14 protein-coding genes are annotated in these 20,611 nt (G+C 70.6%); 6 read left to right on the top strand and 8 right to left on the bottom strand.

The window, feature by feature from the left end:
• Nucleotides 1-22 precede the first annotated feature (22 nt).
• The 3 genes from WME97_RS27365 to WME97_RS27375 are packed head-to-tail and all read right to left on the bottom strand — an operon-like array spanning nt 23 to nt 3,268.
• On the bottom strand, nt 23-901 hold the full coding sequence (locus tag WME97_RS27365) for a carbohydrate ABC transporter permease (RefSeq protein ID WP_437541520.1): 879 nt from the start codon (nt 899-901) through the stop codon (nt 23-25).
• A gap of 1 nt (nt 902) precedes the next feature.
• Nucleotides 903-1,835 (bottom strand): carbohydrate ABC transporter permease, encoded by a 933-nt coding sequence (locus WME97_RS27370; protein ID WP_437541522.1) that lies wholly within the window; start codon nt 1,833-1,835, stop codon nt 903-905.
• 29 nt (nt 1,836-1,864) lie between these two features.
• Complete coding sequence (locus WME97_RS27375) at nt 1,865-3,268, bottom strand: ABC transporter substrate-binding protein (protein WP_437541524.1); 1,404 nt, start codon at nt 3,266-3,268, stop codon at nt 1,865-1,867.
• Between the two features lie 715 nt (nt 3,269-3,983).
• On the opposite strand from WME97_RS27375, the gene WME97_RS27380 reads away from it, so the two are divergent.
• The 3 genes from WME97_RS27380 (at nt 3,984) to WME97_RS27390 (ending at nt 9,775) form a co-directional block, all read left to right on the top strand.
• Nucleotides 3,984-5,264, top strand: coding sequence for an isochorismate synthase (locus WME97_RS27380; protein ID WP_437541526.1), 1,281 nt, complete (start codon nt 3,984-3,986; stop codon nt 5,262-5,264).
• Nucleotides 5,265-5,361: 97 nt separating this feature from the next.
• Nucleotides 5,362-7,530 carry an aminodeoxychorismate synthase component I gene (pabB, locus tag WME97_RS27385; protein ID WP_437541527.1) on the top strand — a complete coding sequence of 723 codons (2,169 nt, stop codon included), beginning with the start codon at nt 5,362-5,364 and terminating at the stop codon, nt 7,528-7,530.
• A gap of 31 nt (nt 7,531-7,561) precedes the next feature.
• Complete coding sequence (locus WME97_RS27390) at nt 7,562-9,775, top strand: anthranilate synthase component I (RefSeq protein WP_437555513.1); 2,214 nt, start codon at nt 7,562-7,564, stop codon at nt 9,773-9,775.
• A gap of 244 nt (nt 9,776-10,019) precedes the next feature.
• On the opposite strand, the gene WME97_RS27395 is transcribed toward WME97_RS27390, so the two are convergent.
• Nucleotides 10,020-10,847, bottom strand: a complete 828-nt coding sequence (locus WME97_RS27395) for a GNAT family N-acetyltransferase (protein ID WP_437541529.1) — start codon at nt 10,845-10,847, stop codon at nt 10,020-10,022.
• 290 nt (nt 10,848-11,137) lie between these two features.
• Between WME97_RS27395 and argG the strand changes: the two genes are divergently transcribed.
• Nucleotides 11,138-12,490 (top strand): argininosuccinate synthase, encoded by a 1,353-nt coding sequence (gene argG, locus WME97_RS27400; protein WP_437274770.1) that lies wholly within the window; start codon nt 11,138-11,140, stop codon nt 12,488-12,490.
• Between the two features lie 147 nt (nt 12,491-12,637).
• Nucleotides 12,638-12,997, top strand: a complete 360-nt coding sequence (locus WME97_RS27405; protein WP_437520919.1) for a phage holin family protein — start codon at nt 12,638-12,640, stop codon at nt 12,995-12,997.
• 28 nt (nt 12,998-13,025) lie between these two features.
• Here the strand turns inward: WME97_RS27405 and WME97_RS27410 are convergent, their stop codons facing one another.
• Both WME97_RS27410 and WME97_RS27415 read right to left on the bottom strand, forming a co-directional pair.
• Nucleotides 13,026-14,009: an aldo/keto reductase gene (locus WME97_RS27410; protein ID WP_437541531.1), complete on the bottom strand. Its 984-nt coding sequence runs from the start codon at nt 14,007-14,009 to the stop codon at nt 13,026-13,028.
• A 49-nt stretch (nt 14,010-14,058) separates the two neighbouring features.
• Nucleotides 14,059-15,774 carry a MutS-related protein gene (locus tag WME97_RS27415; protein ID WP_437541533.1) on the bottom strand — a complete coding sequence of 572 codons (1,716 nt, stop codon included), beginning with the start codon at nt 15,772-15,774 and terminating at the stop codon, nt 14,059-14,061.
• A 208-nt stretch (nt 15,775-15,982) separates the two neighbouring features.
• Here WME97_RS27415 and WME97_RS27420 point away from each other — a divergent pair, with 208 nt between their 5' ends.
• Nucleotides 15,983-16,870 carry a BON domain-containing protein gene (locus WME97_RS27420; RefSeq protein ID WP_437541535.1) on the top strand — a complete coding sequence of 296 codons (888 nt, stop codon included), beginning with the start codon at nt 15,983-15,985 and terminating at the stop codon, nt 16,868-16,870.
• Between the two features lie 239 nt (nt 16,871-17,109).
• On the opposite strand, the gene WME97_RS27425 is transcribed toward WME97_RS27420, so the two are convergent.
• On the bottom strand, nt 17,110-18,744 hold the full coding sequence (locus WME97_RS27425; RefSeq protein WP_437541537.1) for a protein kinase domain-containing protein: 1,635 nt from the start codon (nt 18,742-18,744) through the stop codon (nt 17,110-17,112).
• A 599-nt stretch (nt 18,745-19,343) separates the two neighbouring features.
• Nucleotides 19,344-20,405 (bottom strand): 3-oxoacyl-ACP synthase III family protein, encoded by a 1,062-nt coding sequence (locus tag WME97_RS27430; protein WP_437541539.1) that lies wholly within the window; start codon nt 20,403-20,405, stop codon nt 19,344-19,346.
• Nucleotides 20,406-20,611 lie beyond the last annotated feature (206 nt).

Below are 20,611 nucleotides of genomic sequence, written 5' to 3' on the forward strand. Positions count from 1 at the left end.
GCCCGCGCCGCCTGACGCGCCGTCAGCCCTTCACCGCGCCCGCCGTGAGCCCCGCGAGGATCCGCCGCTGGAAGACCAGCGTCAGCACCACGAGCGGCACGGTCACGACGATGGAGGCCGCCATGGTCTGCCCCCAGGGGATCTCGTAGAGCCCGCTGCTCGTCGTCGAGAACGCCTGGATCGCGTAGGTCACGGTGCGCTTGTCCGGCGTCTGGGTGAAGGAGAGCGCGAACAGGAACTCGTTCCAGGCGGCGATGAAGGCGAGGATGCCCGTCGTCGCCATCCCGGGGACCGAGAGCGGCAGCATGACCCGGGTGAACACCTGCCAGTGCGTCGCGCCGTCGACGTAGGCCGCCTCCTCGATCTCGCGCGGGATCGCCTTCATGAAGCCGGTGAGCACCCACACCGTGAAGGGGAGCGTGAAGATGAGGTATGTCAGGATCAGCGCGGGGAGCTGGTTGTACAGCTTGAAGAAGTTGATCATCTGGAACAGGGCGCCGAGGACGGCGATCTGCGGAAAGATGGTCATCCCCAGGACCACGTAGAGCACGAGGCTGCGCCCTCGGAAGCGGAACCTCCCCAGCGCGTAGGCGGCCAGCGAGCCCACGGCGAGCGAGACCGCGGTGACCGAGACGGCGACGATCACGCTGTTCAGGAGCGCCGTCTGGAACTCGCCGTTCGCCAGCACGAGGCGGTAGTTGTCGAGCGTCGCGCGGCCGGGCCAGTAGCGGACCGGGGTCGTGAAGAGCTCGTCGTCGGGCTTGATGGAGGAGACGAACGCCCAGACGAACGGGAAGACGGTGAACACGAGCACCGCGGCGACGAGCAAGTAGAGCAGGGCCCGCAAGGCGCCCTGTCCCAGCGAACGCCGCCGCCCCGCGCCTCGCGAAGCGCCGCTCATCTCACACCTCCTCGGCGCGGAACACCGCGAGATAGATCATGATGAACACCGCGATGATGAGGAAGAGCGCGACGGAGATCGCCGAGCCGTAGCCGATGTCCGAGACGCTGACGAGGGTCTGCTGAGCGTACGTCGCCATGGTCTGCATGTCCGGCCGGTTGCCGAACATGACGAAGAAGACGTCGAACACCCGGAGCGCGTCGAGCGTGCGGAAGATGAGCGCGACCAGCATCGCGGGCCTGAGGAGCGGCAGCGTGATCCGGGTGAACTGCTGGAGCGCCGTCGCGCCGTCGACCCGCGCGGCCTCGTACAGATCGTGCGGGATGAGCTGCAGCCCGGCGAGGAGGAGGAGCGCCATGAAGGGCGTCGTCTTCCAGACGTCGATGAGCGCCACGGCCCAGAACGACACCGCAGGATCGGCGACGAAGGCGATGTTGCGGTCCAGGACGCCGAGCTGGTTGACGAGCAGGTCGTTGAAGACGCCGTAGACGTCGTTGTACATCCACTTCCACATCTGGGCCGAGATGACGGTCGGTATGGCCCAGGGGATGAGCATGGCCGCGCGCACGGCCGAGCGCCCCTTGAAGCGGGAGTTGACGACGAGCGCGACGCCGAGCCCGAGGGCGAGCTCGCCGAGCACGGTGACGACCGTGAAGAGCACCGTGAGCAGGACCGCATCGTGGAAGTAGCTGTCCCGCACGAGATCGACGTAGTTCTGCGCCCCGATGATCCTGACCGGCTCCCCGGTGCCGAGGCGCGCATTCGTGAAGCTCAGGTAGAACGTCTCGGCGAGGGGGTAGAGGGCGATGAACGCGACGACCGCGAGCGTCGGCAGGAGGAACAGCCAGGCGCGCCGCTGTCGCCGCGCGTCGAGCGACGGGTGGTCTGGAGGGGCCGCCGCGCTCGTGGCCGCTGGGTTCGCCGGCATGCTCATGGGATATCCGTTCTCGCGAGCGTGCGGCGTCAGCGAAGCGCGCGCGTGAGCCGCTGCTCCACCTGCCCGAGCACCGCCTTCGGCTCCTTGCCCTGCAGGACCTGGCTCACCCCCTGGAAGAAGGCGATCGACGCCTCGTTGTACCGGGCGCCGGTGCTGTTCGAGGGGCGCGGCACGAGCGCGATGTCCTTCGCGCTCGCCAGGAAGGGCAGCGACTTCACCACCTCCGCGTCCTGCTGCACCGATCGGATCGTCGGGAGGAAGGAGCCCGCGGTCGCGCGGAACCGCTGCGCCTCGGGGCTCGTCATGTAGCGGACGAGCTCGATCGCCGCGTCCTTGTTCGGCGAGAACTTCGACACCGCGAGCTGCCATCCGCCGATGGTGCCCGCGCTCTTCTGTCCGGGCTCGTGCGGCAGCGGGCCCGCCGCGAACTTGCCCTTGATCGGCGACCGCTCGGCGTTGCCCGCCGCGTAGGCATAAGGCCAGTTGCGCATGAAGGCGGCGTTGCCGCCCTGGAACGCGTTGCGCGCGTCCTCTTCCTCGTAGCTCGTCACGCCGGCGGAGGAGATCGAGCCCACCCAGCCCCTGGCGCGCGCGAGCGCCTTCTGGGCTTCCGGGTTGTTCACGGTGATCTTGCCCTCCTCGATGATCGCGCCGCCGCCGTGGGAGGCGATCCACTCCAGCGCGTTGCAGGTCAGCCCCTCGTAGGCCTTGCCCTGCCAGACGAAGCCGAGGAAGTTCGGGCTCGCCGCCCGCTCGCCGTCCTGGATCTTCTTCGCCATCTGCTCCAGCTCGTCCCACGTCTCCGGCGGCTTCTGATACCCGTACTTCTCCAGAAGATCGGTGCGGTAGTAGAGCAGCCCGAAGTCGGTGAACCACGGCATCGCCACGAGCTTGCCGTCGACCGTGTTGTTCTGGACGATGCTCTCGATGTGCTGCTTCGCCGCCTCGCCGAGCTTCTCGCTCAGATCGACGAGGTTCTGCGCGAAGGCGCCGGGCCAGATGACGTCCAGCATCATGACGTCGACGTCCCCGGACTGCGCCTGGAAGAGGCGCTGGTAGACGGAGTAGGTCTCGGTCGCGTCCTTGGGACGGGGGATGATCGTCACCTCGATGCCGGTGTCCTTCTGGAACTGCTGGATCATCACCCTGTCGAGCTCGGCGCCCACGCCCACCGGCTCGCTGTAATACTTGAGCTTGCTGCCGGCGTATCGCTTCGCCTCGGCGGCGTTCGGCACGGCGGGGGGCTGCGCCTTGATCGCCTTCTCGCCCGGCGCCTCCGACACCGCGGCCGCCGTCGTGGCCGCGGCGCCAGGGGGGTTCTCGCGGGCAGGCGGGCTCTTGTCTCCGCGGCAGGCGCACAGCCCGACGACGAAGAAGATCAGCGCTGCGGTTCGCCATGCGCGGAGATCATGCTGCCGAGTGGGGTCCATCGCAGGATCCTTTCTGAGCTCTGTTCTGGAGAATTTTCGCATTCCCGGTGGCCGGCAGAGCTATCGAGACGCGCCGCTCACGCCCGCGCCGCGAAGGGCGAGTGCCCTCGGCAGCATCGACCAGATGCGCGCTCGGGGGCAAGGGATCGCGCCGCCTCTCCAGGGGTAAAAAGCCCAGGAAAGAGCCGTCGATCACAGACGGGACGGAGCGCGCGCTGCTCGGCACTGCTCTGCTCGCCGATCGCTGGCAGCGCAGCACAGCAGACGGCGCGCGGCGCGCCGCACACAGCGCGGCGCGAAGCGCGGAGACGCGACGCGCGCTGGCGGCGAGGTGGGGTGAGACGAGACAGCAGCGCTGGCGGCGAGACCCGACACGACGCGCGCTGGCGGCGAGATGAGGTGAGACGAGACGCGATGCGGCTGCGTCGCGCGGAGACAACGCGCGCAATACGTGCGCGGGTGCGCGGGCGCGCGCGCCGACGCCACCACCTCGCCTCGAAGCGCAATTTCAGCGGCAATTCAGCGGTAGGCGCGCGTCGCAGGCGCCCTGAACGTGGGCTGCTTTGCGCTTGCGGAGCCTTTCCGGAGGCGGTAGAGCCGATGCTGCGTGGCCGGCGCTCGCGATCCGGCACGGTGCCGCGGGCTCGTGGCCTGCTGGCTCCAGGCTGGTCCTGCCGAGCAGGACGAGCCCGAACCGGCCTGCGCACGGCGGTGCATGACTCCCCTGACGTTCTCCTCCTCGGCCGACGCCCCCCGCCAGGCGGCGCGGCTCGTCGCCCGCACCTTCCGGCTCGACGCCGACACGCTCGCGAAGCTGCCCGGCGGCGTCTCGTCGCTCATGGGAGACGGCGCGCGCGTCTGGCTCCACCCCGGCACCCAGCTGGTCGCGCACGGGGTCGCCGCCCGCCTGGAGCTGCCGCACGGCATCGAGGGCGGCGTGGCGTGGATCAAGGAGGCGCTCGCGTCGATCGAGGCCGCCGACGCCGTGGGCCGCCCGGGCTGCGGCCCGGTGGCGCTCGGCGCCCTGCCGTTCGACCGGACGGAGCCGGCCGCGCTCGTCGTGCCGGCCCAGATCGTCGGCGCGGCCCCCGACGGGACCGCGTGGGTCACGACCATCGGCGAGGGCGCCGCCCCGGCGCCGCACCTGGAGCGGGCCGAGGGCCACCGGCGCTCGCCCGACAGCTTCACGCTCCGCTCCGCGCTCCCGCACGAGGAGTGGTGCGGGCGCGTCGCGCGCGCGGTGGCCGACATCCAGCAGGGGGCCCTCTCCAAGGTCGTGCTGGCGCGCGCTGTCGACGTCGAGGCGAACCGCCCCATCGTCGTCGAGGAGGTCCTGCGCCGCCTGACCGCGCTCTACCCCTCGTGCGCGATCTTCCATGTCGACGGCTTCCTCGGCGCGAGCCCCGAGCTCCTGCTCTCGCGCCGCGGGCGCGCCGTCTCCTCGCACCCCCTCGCCGGCACCTACGCGGTCTCCGCCGACGTCGACGCCGACCGCCGGTTCGCCGAGGTCCTGCGGCGCTCGGCCAAGGACCAGCGCGAGCACCGCTTCGTGGTCGACGCCGTGGCCGCCGCGCTCGCGCCGGAGTGCGCGTCGCTCGAGGTCCCCAGCGAGCCGTCGATCCTGAGCCTCCGCAACGTGATGCACCTCGGCACCCCGATCCACGGTCAGCTCGCGGAGGCGGCGCCGGACGCCCTCACGCTCGCCGCGCGGCTTCACCCGACGCCCGCCGTGTGCGGCACGCCGCGCGAGGCGGCGGAGGCCTGGCTGGGCGCGCACGAGGGCATCCGGCGCGGGCTCTACGCGGGGCTCGTGGGCTGGGTCGACGCCCGCGGCGACGGCGACTGGTTCATCGGCATCCGCAGCGCCACGGTCGACGGCGCGCGCGCGCGGATGGTCGCGGGCGTCGGGGTCGTCGCGGGCTCGAGCGCCGAGGCGGAGCTGGTCGAGACGCAGCTCAAGCTCCAGGCCATGCTCGCGGCCATCATCCGCCCCTGATGCCGCGCCCGCCGCCGGGGCGCCTCACCCGAGCCGGGATCCGCGCCGGCTCGCCTGCATCGACGGCCTCGACGCGGGCCCCGAGGCGAGCTTCGCCGTGAAGACACTCCTCATCGACAACTACGACTCGTACACCCACATCCTCGGGCAGTACCTCTGGGAGGTGAGCGGCGAGGAGCCGATCATCGTCAAGAACGACAGCCTCTCGCTCGCCGAGATCGAGGGCCTGGAGCTCGACAGCATCGTCCTCTCGCCCGGCCCCGGCCGCCCGGAGCGACGGGCCGATTTCGGCGTCTGCGCCGAGGTGATCGAGGCCCTCGCCGGGACGCCGATCCTCGGCGTCTGCCTTGGCCACCAGGGGCTCGCCGCGCGCTTCGGCGGGCGGGTCGAGCACGCCCCGCGGGTCATGCACGGCAAGATCGTCGAGATCGAGCACGACGGCGCCGGGCTCTTCGAGGGCGTGCCCAGCCCGTTCCAGGTGGTGCGCTACCACTCGCTCATCGTCGGCGACGGCGAGCTGCCGGCGGAGATCCAGGTGACCGCGCGGACGCGCGGCGACGGGCTCATCATGGCCCTCAAGATCAAGGACCGGCCGTTCTACGGCGTGCAGTTTCACCCCGAGTCGATCGGCACCGAGCACGGCAAGAAAATCATCAGCAATTTCAGGAACATCGCTATGAACACGCCGCGCGACCGGAGGGGCGCGGCGCTCCGCCGGATCGCTCGCGCGCCGGGCCTCTCCGCAGGCGCGCAGGGCGATTGCGCGCCGGGCGCGCGGCGACGCGGGCGCGTGCGTCACCTCCGGCTCCCGTGGGTCGATCCCGAGCGGGCCTTCGCCGGGCTCTTCGCTGCGGCTCCTTACGCCTTCTGGCTCGACTCGAGCGCGACCGGCCGAGACGGGCGCTTCTCGTTCATGGGGAGCGCGACCGAGGCGCTCGAGAGCCGCGGCGCCGCCGTGACGCGGTGGAGCGCCGGCGGCCCTGGGGACGCCCTCACCTCGACCACGTCCGAGGGGAGCCCGTTCGTCGCGCTCCGGCGGGAGCTCGCCTCGATATCGCTCGATCCGAGCGGTCTACCCTTCCACTTCACCGGCGGCCTCGTGGGCTACCTCGGCTACGAGCTCAAGGAGCATCTCGGCTTCGGCGCGTCCGCCCACCCGCGCCGCGCGCTCCCGGACAGCGCGATGATGATCGCGCGGCGGATCCTGGCCTTCGACCACGTCGAGCGCACGGTATACGCGTGCGCGATCGACGCCGACGAGCCCGCGCCGCCGCCGTCCGCGCCATGGCTGGACGAGATCGCGGCGCGCCTCCAGGGCCTCCCGTCGCTCTCGGAGCCGCTCCTGCCGCCCGTCCCGGAGGGCTTCGCCGACCGGATCGCGCACGCGCCGCGCCTCTCGCGCCGGGAGCACCTCGACGCCATCGAGGCCATCCTCCGCGAGATCCGCGAGGGCGAGACGTACGAGGTGTGCCTCACGAACGAGTTCCACGTACGGACCTCGCTCGATCCGTTCGCCCTCTACCGCGTCCTGCGCCGCACGAACCCCGCGCAGTTCTCGGCGTTCCTCAGGCTGCCGGAGGGCGCGGTGCTCTCGTCGTCGCCGGAGCGGTTCCTGGCGGTCGACCGGGAGCGGCGGGTGCGCAGCGAGCCCATCAAGGGGACGCGACCGAAGGGCGCCACCGAGGAAGAGACCCTGGCCCTGCGCCGCGATCTCGCGGCCAGCGACAAGGACCGCTCCGAGCTCCTCATGATCACCGACCTCGTCCGCAACGACCTCAGCCGCGTCTGCGCCATGGGCTCGATCGACGTCGAGGCGCTCCAGCGGATCACGGAGCACGCGACCCTGCTCCAGCTCTCCTCGGTGGTCACGGGCGCGCTGCGCGAGGGGAAGGGCGCGCTCGACGCGCTCGAGGCGTGCTTCCCCGGCGGGTCCATCACCGGCGCGCCGAAGCACCGGACGATCTCGATCATCGACGCGCTGGAGCGGCGCGCGCGGGGCGTGTACACGGGCTCGATCGGGTATCTCGCGTACGAGGGCCCCATGGACATGAACATCGCCATACGGACCCTCGTCGCCGACGGCCGCGGGCTCAGCTTCGGCAGCGGCGGCGCGGTGGTCGCGGAGTCGAGCGCGGAGGCCGAATACGAGGAGGTCCTCGTCAAGAGCTTCCCCCTGCTCCGCGCGATCTACCTCGCGGAGCGCGCCGCGGACGCCGGTCGAGCGCCCGCGCGGGACGCACGCGCCACGAGCGCGCAGCGCGGATGACGCGCCCGACGGAACCATGCACGCGGCGAAGATGCCGGTACGGCGCGCATGCCGCACCGCGTATACTCATCGCACAGAAGGAGACGCGGTCGTGAAACGAGAGAGCAACATTACGCGGAGGGGCGTCGCGGTGCGGCGGACGGTCGAGGACCTCGCCGTCGACGGCGCCATCCAGCCCATCGTCGAGGCGCTCGACAGCCACCTCGGCGTGGTCCTGGCGTCCAGCTACGAGGTCCCGGGCCGGTACACGCGCTGGGACATCGGCTTCGTCGATCCGCCGCTCGTGCTCGTCTCCCGGGGCCGCGACTTCCGGTTCACCGCGCTGAACGAGCGCGGGCGCGTGCTGCTGCCGGCCATCGACGAGGCCCTCCGTGATCTCGACGCGGTCGCGGCCCTCGAGCGGCGCGGCGACGAGGTGGTCGGCGCGGTCCGGCCGCCGGGCGAGCGGGTGCCGGAGGAGCTGCGCAGCCGGCAGCCGTCCATCTTCTCGGTGCTGCGCCGGCTCATCGAGCTCTTCGGGGTCCCCGGCGACCCGCTCTTCGGGCTCTACGGCGCGTTCGCGTACGATCTCGCCTTCCAGTTCGAGCCCATCCGGCTCCGCCTTGAGCGCCCGGCGGATCAGCGGGATCTCGTCCTCTACCTCCCCGACGAGATCATCGCCGTCGACCACCGCCGCGAGCGCGCGACGCGCACGCGCTACGAGCTGAAGTACGGCGATCGCTCGACCGAAGGGCTGCCGCGCGAGGGCGCGACGCACGCCTACGTCGGCGCCGACCGCGCGCCCGAGAACGAGTACGCGCCGGGCGAGTACGCCGAGCTCGTCCGGCTGGCGCGCGAGTCCTTCAAGCGGGGCGATCTCTTCGAGGTCGTGCCGGGGCAGACGCTCTACGAGCCGTGCCCGGTCGCGCCCACCGAGCTGTTTTACCGCCTGCGCGAGCGCAACCCGGCGCCCTACGGCTTCCTGATGAACCTCGGCAACGCCGAGTATCTGATCGGCGCCTCACCGGAGATGTACGTCCGCGTCGAGGGCAATCGCGTCGAGACCTGCCCTATCTCAGGCACGATCCCGCGCGGCAGCGACCCGCTCGCCGACGCCGCGCAGATCGCGCGCCTGCTCGCGTCCGCGAAGGACGAGTCGGAGCTCACGATGTGCACCGACGTCGACCGCAACGACAAGTCCCGCATCTGCGTGCCGGGGAGCGTCCGGGTGATCGGGCGCCGGCAGATCGAGATGTACTCGCGGCTGATCCACACGGTCGATCACATCGAGGGCCGCCTGCGCGACGGCTTCGACGCGCTCGACGCGTTCCTGGCGCACACGTGGGCGGTCACGGTCACGGGGGCGCCGAAGGCCTGGGCCATGCAGTTCATCGAGGATCACGAGCGCTCGCCGCGCGCGTGGTACGGGGCGGCGGTCGGCATCGTCGGCTTCGACGGCAGCATGAACACGGGGCTCACGCTGCGCACGATCCGCGTCAAGGACGGCGTGGCCCAGGTCCGGGTCGGCGCGACGCTGCTCTTCGACTCCGATCCCGACGAGGAGGAGCGCGAGACCCAGGTGAAGGCGTCGGCGCTCCTCGACGCGATCCGGAGGCCGCGCGGCGACGCCACGCCGCCTCCGGCGGCCATCCAGCCGGTGCCTGGCGGCACGCGCAAGGTCCTCCTCGTGGATCACCAGGACTCCTTCGTGCACACGCTGGCCAACTACCTCCGGCAGACGGGCGCCGAGGTGATGACGCTCCGCGCCGGCTTCCCTCACGAGGAGCTCGACGCGTACGCTCCCGACCTCGTTGTGCTCTCGCCCGGCCCTGGCACGCCGAGCGATTTCGATCTCTCGGGCACGCTCGCGGCGCTGCTCCAGCGGCGGCTGCCCGTCTTCGGCGTCTGCCTGGGCCTGCAGGGGATGGTCGAGCACTTCGGCGGCAAGCTCGGCGTCCTCGACTACCCGATGCACGGCAAGGCCTCGCAGGTCCGTGTGCTCGGCGGGCGCCTCTTCGAGGGGCTGCCCCGCGAGTTCCGCGCGGGGCGCTACCACTCGCTCTACGCGTTGCGCGACGCGCTCCCTGCGTCGCTGAAGGTCACCGCCGAGACCGAGGATGGGGTCGTGATGGCGATCGAGCACACGGAGCTGCCGATCGCAGCCGTCCAGTTCCATCCGGAGTCGATCCTGTCGCAGGACGACAACGTGGGGCTCCGGCTCGTGAGGAACGCGGTGACCGAGCTGCAACGGGGCGCCGCGCGGTGACGGTCGAGCGGTAAAGCGGGGCGCTGGCGGCGAAATGAAAAAGCGCCGCCGGGGCCTCGGGGGGGAAAGGCCACGCCAGCGACGCTGAATCAGAATATCAGCATGAGGCGTGCCATGACGCACTTCCGTCAGGGTCGGGCATTTCGCATGGATGTCCTGGGCGTTTAATTCGGTTCTGCACGAACAGCGCTGCACCCCTGAAATGTGCGCCGCCCTCGACGAGGCCCGGGGCGCCGGGAGCGGCTCAGGCAGGCGCCTCCGGGCTCTCGCTCCGCCGCGTGAAGATCCCCTTGCTGTACGCCATGAAGAAGCCGAGCCGCATCGCGTTGCGCTCCGTGGGGATACCGGGGCTCGCGCTGATGCACGCCAGCAGGCGACCCTGCTCGCGCACCCGCTCCAGGCGGCGGGCGATGAGCGCTTGCTGGATGCCGCGCTCGCGGAACCGGGGGAGCACCGAGGCGCCGAAGAGCGCGGCGCCCTCGCCGGAGATCTCCACGCTGCCGCCGCCGGCGGGCTCGCCGTTCACGAGCGCGAGGTACGAGTCGCATCCGGGGTGCGCGACCACGCGGCGCGTGATCTCGAAGAGCACCGGCGAGATCGGCGCGTCCTCGGGCCGGAAGCCGCTCGTCGCGATCTCGATGAACACCCGGACCTGCGCCGCGTCGCCCGGATCGATGCGCACGATCTCCAGCTCCCCGGGGCCACCATACGACGCCAGCGCGCGGAGGTCCTCGTCCGGCGCGAGCTCGCGCGCCAGCACGTTCTCGAACTCGCGCAGCACGAACCCTCGATCGGCGAGGCCGCGCACCAGCGATCCGTGCGCGAAGGGGCAGACCTGTATCTGCGGCTCCGCGCCGCGCGCCGCGTAGAACGCCACGAGGCGATCGAGCTCCTCGCCGGAGACAGGCCCATCGAGCCCGAGCCCGACAGCGAAGTTTCCCCAGGAGCCCTCTCCATCAAAGGCCATCCACCCGCCCGCGATGGGCTCCGCGCAGGCGACCACGGCGGCGATGCCGACCGCCAGCCGGCGCTCCTCGATCCGGGCGATCTCGGCGTACGGCAGCTTCGGCATGGATTTGCACCTCATTTGCGAGCAGGGCTCGCGTGACACGGTGTCCTCCATCCTAGTCCGATGAGGCCCGGCCTGCGCCGTTTCGTGCAAGCCAGCGCGCTTCCGGTGGAGGCGCCTGACCGCCCGCCCGCGCGGGCGGGCGGAGATCGCGCGGCCGCGCCGTCCCGGCGGAGCGGGCGGAGCCTCTGACGTCGCGCTCGGGCGCGCGTACACACGCCTTGTCAGGTGCCTCCGCCGCCCCGCGATCTCCGCTCGCGCGCTCGCGGCCGTTGCGATTATGCTGCGCCGCCATGAGCAGGATCTTCCGTTCACTCCCCCCGGCGGGCACCCACCTCGGCATCGCGTTCTCGGGCGGCCTCGACACGCGCTGCGCGGTGGCGTGGCTCTCGCGCAACGGGCTCAAGGTGCACGCGTACACCGCCGATCTGGCGCAGCCGGACGAGGACTCCCCCGGCGACATCCCGCCGATCGCCCTGCAGCACGGCGCGGTCTCCGCCAAGCTGGTGGACTGTCGCGAGGCGCTCGTCCGCGAGGGCATCCTCGCCATCCAGTGCGGCGCCTTCCACCTCTCGACGGGCGGCAAGAAGTACTTCAACACCACGCCGCTCGGCCGCGCGGTGACCACGACCGCGATCGTCCGCGCGATGCGCGACGACGACGTCCACGTCTTCGGCGACGGCAGCACGCACAAGGGCAACGACATCCAGCGGTTCTACCGTTATGGCATCTTCGTCGACCCCTCGCTCAAGATCTACAAGCCCTGGCTCGACCCGAGGTTCGTGGGAGAGCTCGGCGGGCGCAAGGAGATGAGCGAGTACCTCGAGCGCCACGGGCTGCCCTACCGCATGGGGACGGAGAAGGCGTACAGCACCGACGCCAACGTGCTCGGCGCGACGCACGAGGCGAAGGACCTCGAGCACCTGAACACCGGGATCAAGATCGTCCAGCCGATCATGGGCGTCGCCTCCTTCCGGCCGGAGGTCGCCATCGAGGCCGAGACGGTGACCCTCGGGTTCGAGCGCGGCGTCCCGACGACGATCAACGGCAAGCGCTTCGGCTCCCTGTTCGAGCTGTTCGTCGAGTGCAACCGGATCGGCGGGCGCCACGGGCTCGGCATGAGCGACCAGATCGAGAACCGGGTGATCGACGCGAAGAGCCGCGGCATCTACGAGGCGCCGGGCATGGCCCTGCTCCACGCCGTCTACGAGCGGCTCCTGTCCGCCATTCACAACGAGAACACCCTCGACGTCTACTTCACCCAGGGCAGGCGCCTCGGGCGTCTGCTCTACGAGGGCAAGTGGTACGACCCCGAGGCCATGATGCTGAAGGACGCGCTCTCGCGCTGGATCGCCCCCGGCGTGACCGGCGAGGTGACGCTCGAACTGCGCCGCGGCGACGATTACAACATCCTGAACACGCGCGCCGACTACATGGCCTATGCGCCGCACAAGCTCTCGATGGAGAAGGTCGAGGAGGCCTATTTCACCCCCGAGGACCGCATCGGCGCGCTCGAGCTCCAGAACCTCTCGGTGACGGACAACCGCCAGTTCCTGATCCACCTCATCGAGAGCACGCAGGCCCTCGGCCCGGGCGGCGCCCCCGCCATCGGCGAGCTGCTCGGCGGCGACAAGCCGAAGGAATGAGCCGGGGGCGCCGCTGAGGCTGAGCGGAGGCCGCGCGCCGGCTCCGCTCGCGGCGCGCCGGACGAGGTTGCGCCCGGCACCTCCCTGGGTCACGAGGAAGGTGCGAACGCCGGCCCGCCCGAGCGGTGCCGGCCCAGGGAGGTGGTCATGAAGGCGCTCATCATCCAGGCACTCGCCGCGGGCCTCGCGGTCCTCGTCGGAACGAAGATCCTGCCCGGCGTGCGGATCCGAAAGACCCAGACGGCGCTCGTCGTCGCCGCCGTGTTCACCGTCCTCAACCTGCTGCTCGGCTGGCTCGTGAAGTTCCTGGTCGCGGTGGCGCTCCTGCCCGCCGCCGTCCTCACGCTCGGCCTGGCGTATCTCTTCTTCGGCCTCGTCGTGAACTCGGTGCTGCTCTACGCCACCGACAAGCTCATCGACGATTTCGAGATCCGGGGGCTAGGGCCGCTCTTCGGCACGGCGGCCCTCATCTCGTTCGCAGGATGGCTGTTGCCGCGCATCTTGTGAGCCTTCGCAGCCCTCGCCCGGGCGGCGTCTACCATAGCTGGTGAACGTGAGGCCGGAGCCGCCGGTCGTAGATCTCGCGGATCTTCGCCATCGTCTCCTGCGGCACGGGCGGCAGGTCCGCCGCGCTCGCGTTCTCGTCCACCTGCTCGGGCCGCTTCGCGCCGGGGATCACGCACGTCACCGCGTCCTGCATCAGGATCCAGCGCATCGTCCACGCGCCCATGCTCACGCCGGCGGGCACGAGCGGGCGGAGCTCGTCGACGACCTCGAGGCCCAGGTCGTAGTCGACGCCCGAGAACGTCTCGCCCTTGTCGAACGCGGCGCCCTCTCGGTTGAAACTGCGGTGATCGTCGGCCGCGAACCGGGTCGCCGCGCTCATCTTTCCGGTGAGCAGCCCCGAGGAGAGCGGCAGTCGCGCCAGGACCCCGACCTGCCGGCGCTTCGCCTCGGGGAAGAAGAGCTCGGCCGGGCGCTGCCGGAGGACGTTGTAGATGATCTGCACCGACTGCACGCCGGGGTACTCGATGGCCTTGAGCGCCTCTTCCACCCGCTCGACGCTGGCGCCGTAAAACCGGATCTTGCCCGCCTTCACGAGCCTATCGAGGGCGTCGAACACCTCGGGCCGATAGTAGACGTCCGTCGGCGGGCAGTGCAGCTGGAGGAGGTCGAGCGCGTCCGTCTCGAGGTTCTTCAGGCTGCGCTCGACGAAGGCCGTGAGGTTCCCCTCGTCGTAGCTCGCCGCCGTGTGCGGGCTCAGGCGCCGGCCCGCCTTCGTCGCGACGACGATCTCCTCGCGCCGCTCGCGCCTGAGCCGCGCGAGCAGCCGCTCGCTCCGGCCGTCCCCGTACACGTCCGCGGTGTCGAAGAAATTCACGCCTCGATCGACGGCCCGGTGCAACGCCGCGAGCGACTCCTTGTCGTCGACGTCGCCCCAGGTGCCCCCGATCGCCCAGGCCCCGAAGCTCACCGAGGAGACGCGGAAACCCGTCCTGCCAAGAGGTCGATACTCCATGGCGGCGCATACAACCAGATTTCCCCCGCCACGGCGAGCGTGGCCGCGCTCAGGCGGGCTCGGCCCCGCGGCGGCGGTGCGCGCGCTTGCTGCGCTCGACGAGCGCGACGAGCTCCTCGCGCGTGACCCCGAGCCGCGCCGCCGTTCGGTGCGCGAGCGAGGTCCGGGCGACCCCGTCGACGAACTGGTATGTCGGCCACTGCTGCGCGTCGAGCTCGACCTGCAGGAACACGAGCCGATCGACCGGCCGCTCCCGCTCGAGCCGCGCCGCGAGCTCGAGGAAGTGCGTCGTGATGAAGGCCTGAGGGCGGAGCTCCGAGAGGAGCGAGATCACGAGCTGGAAGATCTCCTCGCCTTCCGACGGGTTCGTGCCCGAGCAGAGCTCGTCGAGCACCACCATGTCGCCGACCTGCATCGCCTCGAACAGCGACCTGATGCGGAGCAGCTCCATCCCGAGGCGGCCCTCGCTCTGATCGGCCTGCGCCTGCTCGATCAGCGACACGAAGAGCCCGTGGCACGGCGACAGGCGCGCCTCCGCGGCCGGCACGAAGAAGCCCGCCTGCCCCATCATCTGGGCCAGCGAGAGCGCCTCGAGCAGCCGGGTCTTCCCCCCCGAGTTCGGCCCGGTCACGATGACGGTCGCGTCGTGGTGATCGGTCGCGATGTCGCACGGGACCGTGCTCACCGAGCTCGCCAGGAGCAGCGGGTTGAACAGCCCCTTGAGCTCGCGCCCGGGGCTCCCGCCGCGCGCGCCGTGCGCGCCGTCGGAGGCGCCCGGCGAGACGAGCTCGGGCAGACAGACGGAGAGCCCGGCCGCGCGGGCGCGGTCGCGCAGCGCGAGGCCGGCGAGGTAGAACTCGAGATCTCCGAGCAGCTGGACGAGCGCGACGAGATCGTCCTCGATGCCGTCGAACACGCTGTTGACGTGGCGGGTGAGCAGCTCGTCGTCGCTGAACCGGTACCCCCTCCACAGCATCACGAGCTTCGTGACCAGGCGCCCGAGCGGCGACTGGTAGAAGCGGTTCTCGCTGTTCTCGCGGATCGACAGGGCGCGCAGATCGCGGACATGGCCGTCGGAGCCGACGCGGATCCGGACATCCAGCGTCGCGATCTCCTCGTCGTACGCGAGCAGATCCGCGAGGCGGCGGTACGCCTCGCCCTCGCGCACGGCCGCGCCGAACGCCGAGAGCCGCGACAGGCCCGAGCGGGCGCCCGCGAACCCACCGGCGAGCGCGTCGAACGCGTCCTTGGCGGCGGCGAGGATGTCCAGCCGGCGCCGGCTGCCTTCGCCGCGAGAGATGGGGATCGTCTCGATCTGGCCCACCCAGCGGCGCAGCGCCGCGTAGGCGCGCTCGAGATCGCGGCGGTGCGCCTCCGACCCGGTGAGCTCCCGGAAGATCGCGCGCCGGAGCTCGACGGTGTCGCGATCGCTCGGCGGCTGGGAGAGGGCGCGGCCCAGCAGCGCCGGGCTCGGGATGTACGTGCGGCCTTCGCTCGTGAAATGGAGGCAGCCCACGATGAGCTCGCGCAGGAAGACGTGCTGCGCGAAGCGGGCTGGATCCCACGTCGACGCGGGCAGCGACGCCGACTCGACGTGCCGATCGAACGCCCCCGCCGGCGCGCCGCCCGCGAACGCGAACGCCAGCGACTCCTTGACCGCCCGCGCGTCGACCCGGAGCGCTGGCCGGTGCGAGAGGAGATCGGGCGCGGAGCGCTGTCCGGGCGGGGCGTCAGGCAGGACGGGTTCCGGCGGCGCCGCGCTCACGACCTCGAGCCTACTACGATGCGTCGGGCCGGAGCGCTCGTCCGGTGTCCGGTGCCGCCGCTGCGCGGTGGCCAGGGAGGGTCTCGGCATGACCCCGTCGACACGCGCGGCGCGCTGTTGTTCCCGGGCGGCCGGGAACGACCGAGTTCCTGGCACGACGTCTGCCTCGGTGTGCGCCCGGAGATGCACCATGAGCTATCGCTGCACGATGAGCAGAATACGCTGGTTCTGCGGCCCAACCGTCCTCGCGCTGGCGCTCGCCGGCACGGCCTGCAGGAGCGAGAGCGAGAGAGCTGAAGGAGCGGTCCGCGAGCCCGTGGACCAGACGAACAGGAGAGGCGAACCGCCTCCGGCCCCGAACCAGCCCGGCAAAGAGCTGCGCGAGCAGGCCGAGCGCGTGGGCGACAAGGCAGAGCAGCTCGCCCAGGAGGGTCAGCAGCTCGGCAAGGAGGCGCGAGAGCAGGCCGGGCGCGCGGGCGACAAGGCAGAGCAGCTCGCCCGCGAGGGTCAGCAGCTCGGCCAGGAGACGCGCGAGAAGGCCGAGCGCGTGGGCGAGAAGGCAGAGCAGCTTGCCGAGCGCGGGCGCCAGGCGGGCCGCGATGTCAACGACCAGATGAACAGGGTCGGCGAGCAGACAGGTGCGCTCAAGGACAACCAGGGCGCGCGCCCGCAGTCGGCGCCGCCCGCCGCTCCCAAGGACAAGGCCGCGCCGCAGCCCCCGCAACAAGGCCAGGCTGAGGGAGCCAAGAAGCAGGAGGGAAATGCCGCCGCGATGGAGCGCGACGAGTGGACGAAGGCAGCGAAGGACAACGACTATCAGGTCACCTTCGGCCGCGACGGCTCGGTCATCGCCACGAAGGAGGCGAAGCGGACCGGCGCGCGCCCGTCCGACGAGACGCTCCGCAACGCGGTCGGCGGCAAGCTCGCGGACAGCGATCACGACGCGGTGAAGAAGCTGCACGTCACGGTGCGCGACGGCGTGGTCACGCTGCAGGGCACCGTCGCCAGCGTGAAGGAGGCGACCGAGGCGGTGAAGGAGGCCATGGACGCCGACGGCGTCACCAAGGTGATCTCCTACATCCGTCACGGCTCATGACGCCATGAGGTCCTCGTCCTAGCCGCAGTCACGGGGTGCATCCGTTCGCCGGCGGGCGGATGCCCCCCGGCTCATCCGGTTCCCGCCCCCCTCAGCCCCCTCCAGAGCCGCAGCAGAGCGGCGGTCACCCGCACAGGAGACGGGCCCAGATCGGCGTTTTCGGCGCGGAAGCGCACTCCCGTGCGCTGAGCACCGAAAACGCCGAGGTGGGCCCGTCTCCTGTGCGGGTGACCGCCGCTCTAGTGGGTGAAGTCTTTGGGGCGGAGCTTGACGGAGCGCTCCACGGCCTCCGCGGGTGAGAGCGCCAGCATGAGCGTCTCATCGAAGCAGTCGGATCTCGACACGACAACGACCTGCGTGCCCACGGGCAGCTCGGTCTTGAGCGGCGTCTTGCCGAGCGTCTTTCCCTTCCAGCTCACGGTCGCGTCCGGCGGATCGCTCGCGATCGTCACGCTCGCCCTGGGGCCCTCCTCGGGCTTCTTCTGGACGGTCTCCCCGGCCTCGGCGCCGTGCGAAGCGACCGCGGGAGCATCGGGGGCGGGCGCGCGCTGGTTCGCGACGTGGACCGCGCCGCCGACCAGCGCGACCAGCGCGGTCAGGGCGGACGCGCCGATCAGGTAGCCGCGCTTCGAGGCCGACACGGGCCCGGACGTGGTCGCTCGCAGGCTCACCGAGTCGCTCACGGGGGTCCTGGGCCGCTCGACGCCCGACGCCCGCTCGGCGCCCGACACGCGCTCGAAGCCCGAGGCCCGGTCGATGCCCGACCGGCTGGACTCCCCGACATAGGGGAGCCTGCTGCCCGAGCCGGAGCTCGAGGGAACCATCGCGACGCCGATGCCGCTCATCGTCACCTGGCTGGAGGCGTCGCTCAGCAGCGACGCGCTGGCCACCCGCTCGATCTGCGCCTTGATCTGCTGGCGTATGGAGGCCCGGCTCTCGGCGAAGATCCCCCGCATGCAGGCGCCGAGGAACTCGCTGCGGACGTCCTCGCCCGACCACTGAAGGTAGTTCTCGAGCACATCGCACATCTCCTGCGCCGTCGCGAAGCGCTTCGATGGCTCGCGATCAAGGGCCTTCGCGGCGATCTGATCGAGCGCGATGGGGATCCCCGGAACGACGGTGGAGAGCCGCGGTATTTTCCCCAGCAGGAGCTGGTGCATCACGGTGATCTGATCGCCCTCGAACAGCCGCCGCCCGGCGAGGAGCTCCCAGAGCACGACGCCGACCGCGAAGATGTCTGCCCGGCGGTCCACCGTCTTGCCCGCCGTGACCTGCTCGGGCGCCATATACGTCAGCTTGCCCTTGAAGGTCCCGCTCTCGGTGCTGGAGGCGTTGACGACGGCCTTGGCCACGCCGAAATCCACGAGCTTCACCGCGCCCTCGTACGTGATGAAGATGTTGTGCGGCGAGACGTCGCGATGCACGATGCCGAGAGGCCGACCGTCGAAATCGCAGAGCTCATGCGCGTAATGGAGCCCGCGCAGCACCTCGGCCACGATCCGGATCCACGTGCCACGGACGAGCCCGCCCGTGCCGGACTCCCGCTCGACAGCCGCCTTCATGACGCGCTTCAGCGGCTGGCCCTCCAGGTACTCCATCAGAATGAAGTAGCCGTCCCGATCGCTGCCGACCTCGTAGGTCTGGACGACATTCGGGTGGTTCATGCGAGCCGAGAGCTTGGCCTCGTCCATGAACATGAGGACCTGGCGATCCTCCTCGTCCCCGGAGCTGCGGAGACGCTTGACGACGACCAGCTTGTTCACCGAGGCGGGCCCGTGAGCCATCGCGAGGAAGACGTCTGCCATCCCGCCGCGGCCGAGCTTCGCGATGGGACGATACCGGCCGAGCCCAAGCTGGGTCGGTGTGTCTCTCAAGATCGACGCTCCGTGTTCTCCGATCACACTCACCTCAGTGTGCAAAATCCGATAATTGCGCGTCCGAGTCAATGCGAAGAGTTTGCGTCCTCGCCATCAAGGAAAACATGCTCCAATGAAGTGAATGGCCTACAATCGTATGAGCAAGAGCGGCAAGAGACGACATCCGAACACACGCGCACACGCATTCGAGCGCATTCGCGCGCGTTCACGCGCATTCACGCGCACTCGCGAACACCGCACCCCCGCGCGTAGGTCCCGCGCTGCGCTGTGCCTGCTGCGCGCTACCTGCTCCGCATGAGGTGCTGCGTGCGCAATTCGCCGCTGGCCGGGGAGGGGCCGTGCCGCCGAGCCCTGAGGTGACTCCCTTCCCGGTGGCGCCCGCGCAAGGTCGATCGCATTGCAAACACGGGGTCTGCTGCGGGCGTTGATGGAAACGTAACAAGGGGTACGCCACGTGCAATCCGTCGCGACACGATCGCACGAATTTTCTGCAGCGTTCCGCGCCGGACGCAATACGCCGCGCGTTACCGCCGCGGCTCGATGACGATGACGAGGAGGACGGGACGCCTGCGAGCGAGGCGCCGCCGCTCAGCCGCTCAGAGCTTCCAGAGCGCGCAGCCCCAGTGGACGCCGGTCCCGAGCGCGAGCACCATGGCGAGTTGCCCTTTCTTCACCCTTCCGGCGCGCATCTCCTCGTCGATGAGGATGGGCACGGTGGCGCCGCTCGTGTTGCCGAATCGATCGATGTTGCTCGGGAGCTTCTCGACGGGCACGCCGAGGTCCTTGCGAATGTGCTCGTTGATCCGGCCGTTCGCCTGGTGCGCCAGGAACACGTCGATCTGCTCGATCGCGAGGCCCTGAGAGGCGCAGAGCTCCCGCGCGGTCGCCGGGAGCTTGGTCACCGCGAACTTGAAGAGCTCGCGGCCATCCATGCGGGGGATATGCAGGTCCTCGTCGAACGACGTCGGCTTCCAGTACGGGCGCGAGCGGAAGCCGCCGCCCGGCACGAAGAGGAGCTCGGCGAAGCGTCCATCGGAGCAGATCTTGTTGGCGCGCAGGCCCGCGTCGCGATCGGTCGCGCGCAGGACGAGCGCGCCCGACCCGTCCCCGAACAGGACGGCGAGGTTCCGGTGGCGGTCGGCGTGCGCCCGCGCCTCCGGCGTCGCCGATCGGCCATTCTTCGGGTCGAGCGCTCCCCAGTCCTCCCAGGGCATGAAGCCGGCGTGCGCCTCCGCGCCCACGAACAGGATGGTCTTGGCGGCCCCGGTCTGGATCAGCCCGTCGATCGTCTGGAGGCCGAACAGCATCGCGGCACACTGCTGCCGGATGTCGAGCGCGGGGACGCCCGGAATGCCCAGCTTCGCGCCGAGAAGCGCCCCGGAGCCGGGGAAAATATAGTCCGGCGTCATCGTGGCAAAGAGGATGTAATCGATCTCCGACGGTGCGATGCGCGCCGACGCGATCGCGCGCTTCGCCGCTTCGCACGCGAGATCGCTCACCCCCACGCCGTCCGGCGCGTAATGGCGCTGGCGGATACCGGAGCGCTGGTAGATCCACTCGTCGGAGGTCGTGATCACCCGCGCGAGGTCGTCGTTGGTGACAGGTTCTCCGGGCACGTAGTGGCCCGTCCCGATGATCTCAAATCCAATCTTTGTCACAGAAGTGCCTTACCCGAACCGCAGGCCCGCGGCGACCGGGAACCGCACACCCGCACACGACCGCGCCCGGCCGCCTCGCGCCGCAGCGCGGCGGGCGGTGCTCGCGCTCATGAGATCGCCGGGACGTTGCACCCAGCTTGACGGAAACGCGCCGCCTCGATAGCCTGCCAGCCGCGCTGCGGCGTTGTACCCGCCCCCGTCTTCGG

This window comes from Sorangium sp. So ce367 (assembly GCF_051520455.1).
Lineage (GTDB): Bacteria > Myxococcota_A > Polyangia > Polyangiales > Polyangiaceae > Sorangium > Sorangium cellulosum_B.

What these genes read in the sequence shown, in the direction of transcription:
- WME97_RS27410 (WP_437541531.1), bottom strand. Translation starts at nt 14,009, where the DNA reads ATGGAGTATCGACCTCTTGGCAGGACGGGTTTCCGCGTCTCCTCGGTG.
- WME97_RS27370 (WP_437541522.1), bottom strand. Translation starts at nt 1,835, where the DNA reads ATGAGCATGCCGGCGAACCCAGCGGCCACGAGCGCGGCGGCCCCTCCA.
- WME97_RS27390 (WP_437555513.1), top strand. Translation starts at nt 7,562, where the DNA reads ATGCCGGTACGGCGCGCATGCCGCACCGCGTATACTCATCGCACAGAA.
- WME97_RS27375 (WP_437541524.1), bottom strand. Translation starts at nt 3,268, where the DNA reads ATGGACCCCACTCGGCAGCATGATCTCCGCGCATGGCGAACCGCAGCG.
- WME97_RS27395 (WP_437541529.1), bottom strand. Translation starts at nt 10,847, where the DNA reads ATGCCGAAGCTGCCGTACGCCGAGATCGCCCGGATCGAGGAGCGCCGG.
- WME97_RS27420 (WP_437541535.1), top strand. Translation starts at nt 15,983, where the DNA reads ATGAGCAGAATACGCTGGTTCTGCGGCCCAACCGTCCTCGCGCTGGCG.
- argG (WP_437274770.1), top strand. Translation starts at nt 11,138, where the DNA reads ATGAGCAGGATCTTCCGTTCACTCCCCCCGGCGGGCACCCACCTCGGC.
- WME97_RS27380 (WP_437541526.1), top strand. Translation starts at nt 3,984, where the DNA reads ATGACTCCCCTGACGTTCTCCTCCTCGGCCGACGCCCCCCGCCAGGCG.
- WME97_RS27365 (WP_437541520.1), bottom strand. Translation starts at nt 901, where the DNA reads ATGAGCGGCGCTTCGCGAGGCGCGGGGCGGCGGCGTTCGCTGGGACAG.
- WME97_RS27405 (WP_437520919.1), top strand. Translation starts at nt 12,638, where the DNA reads ATGAAGGCGCTCATCATCCAGGCACTCGCCGCGGGCCTCGCGGTCCTC.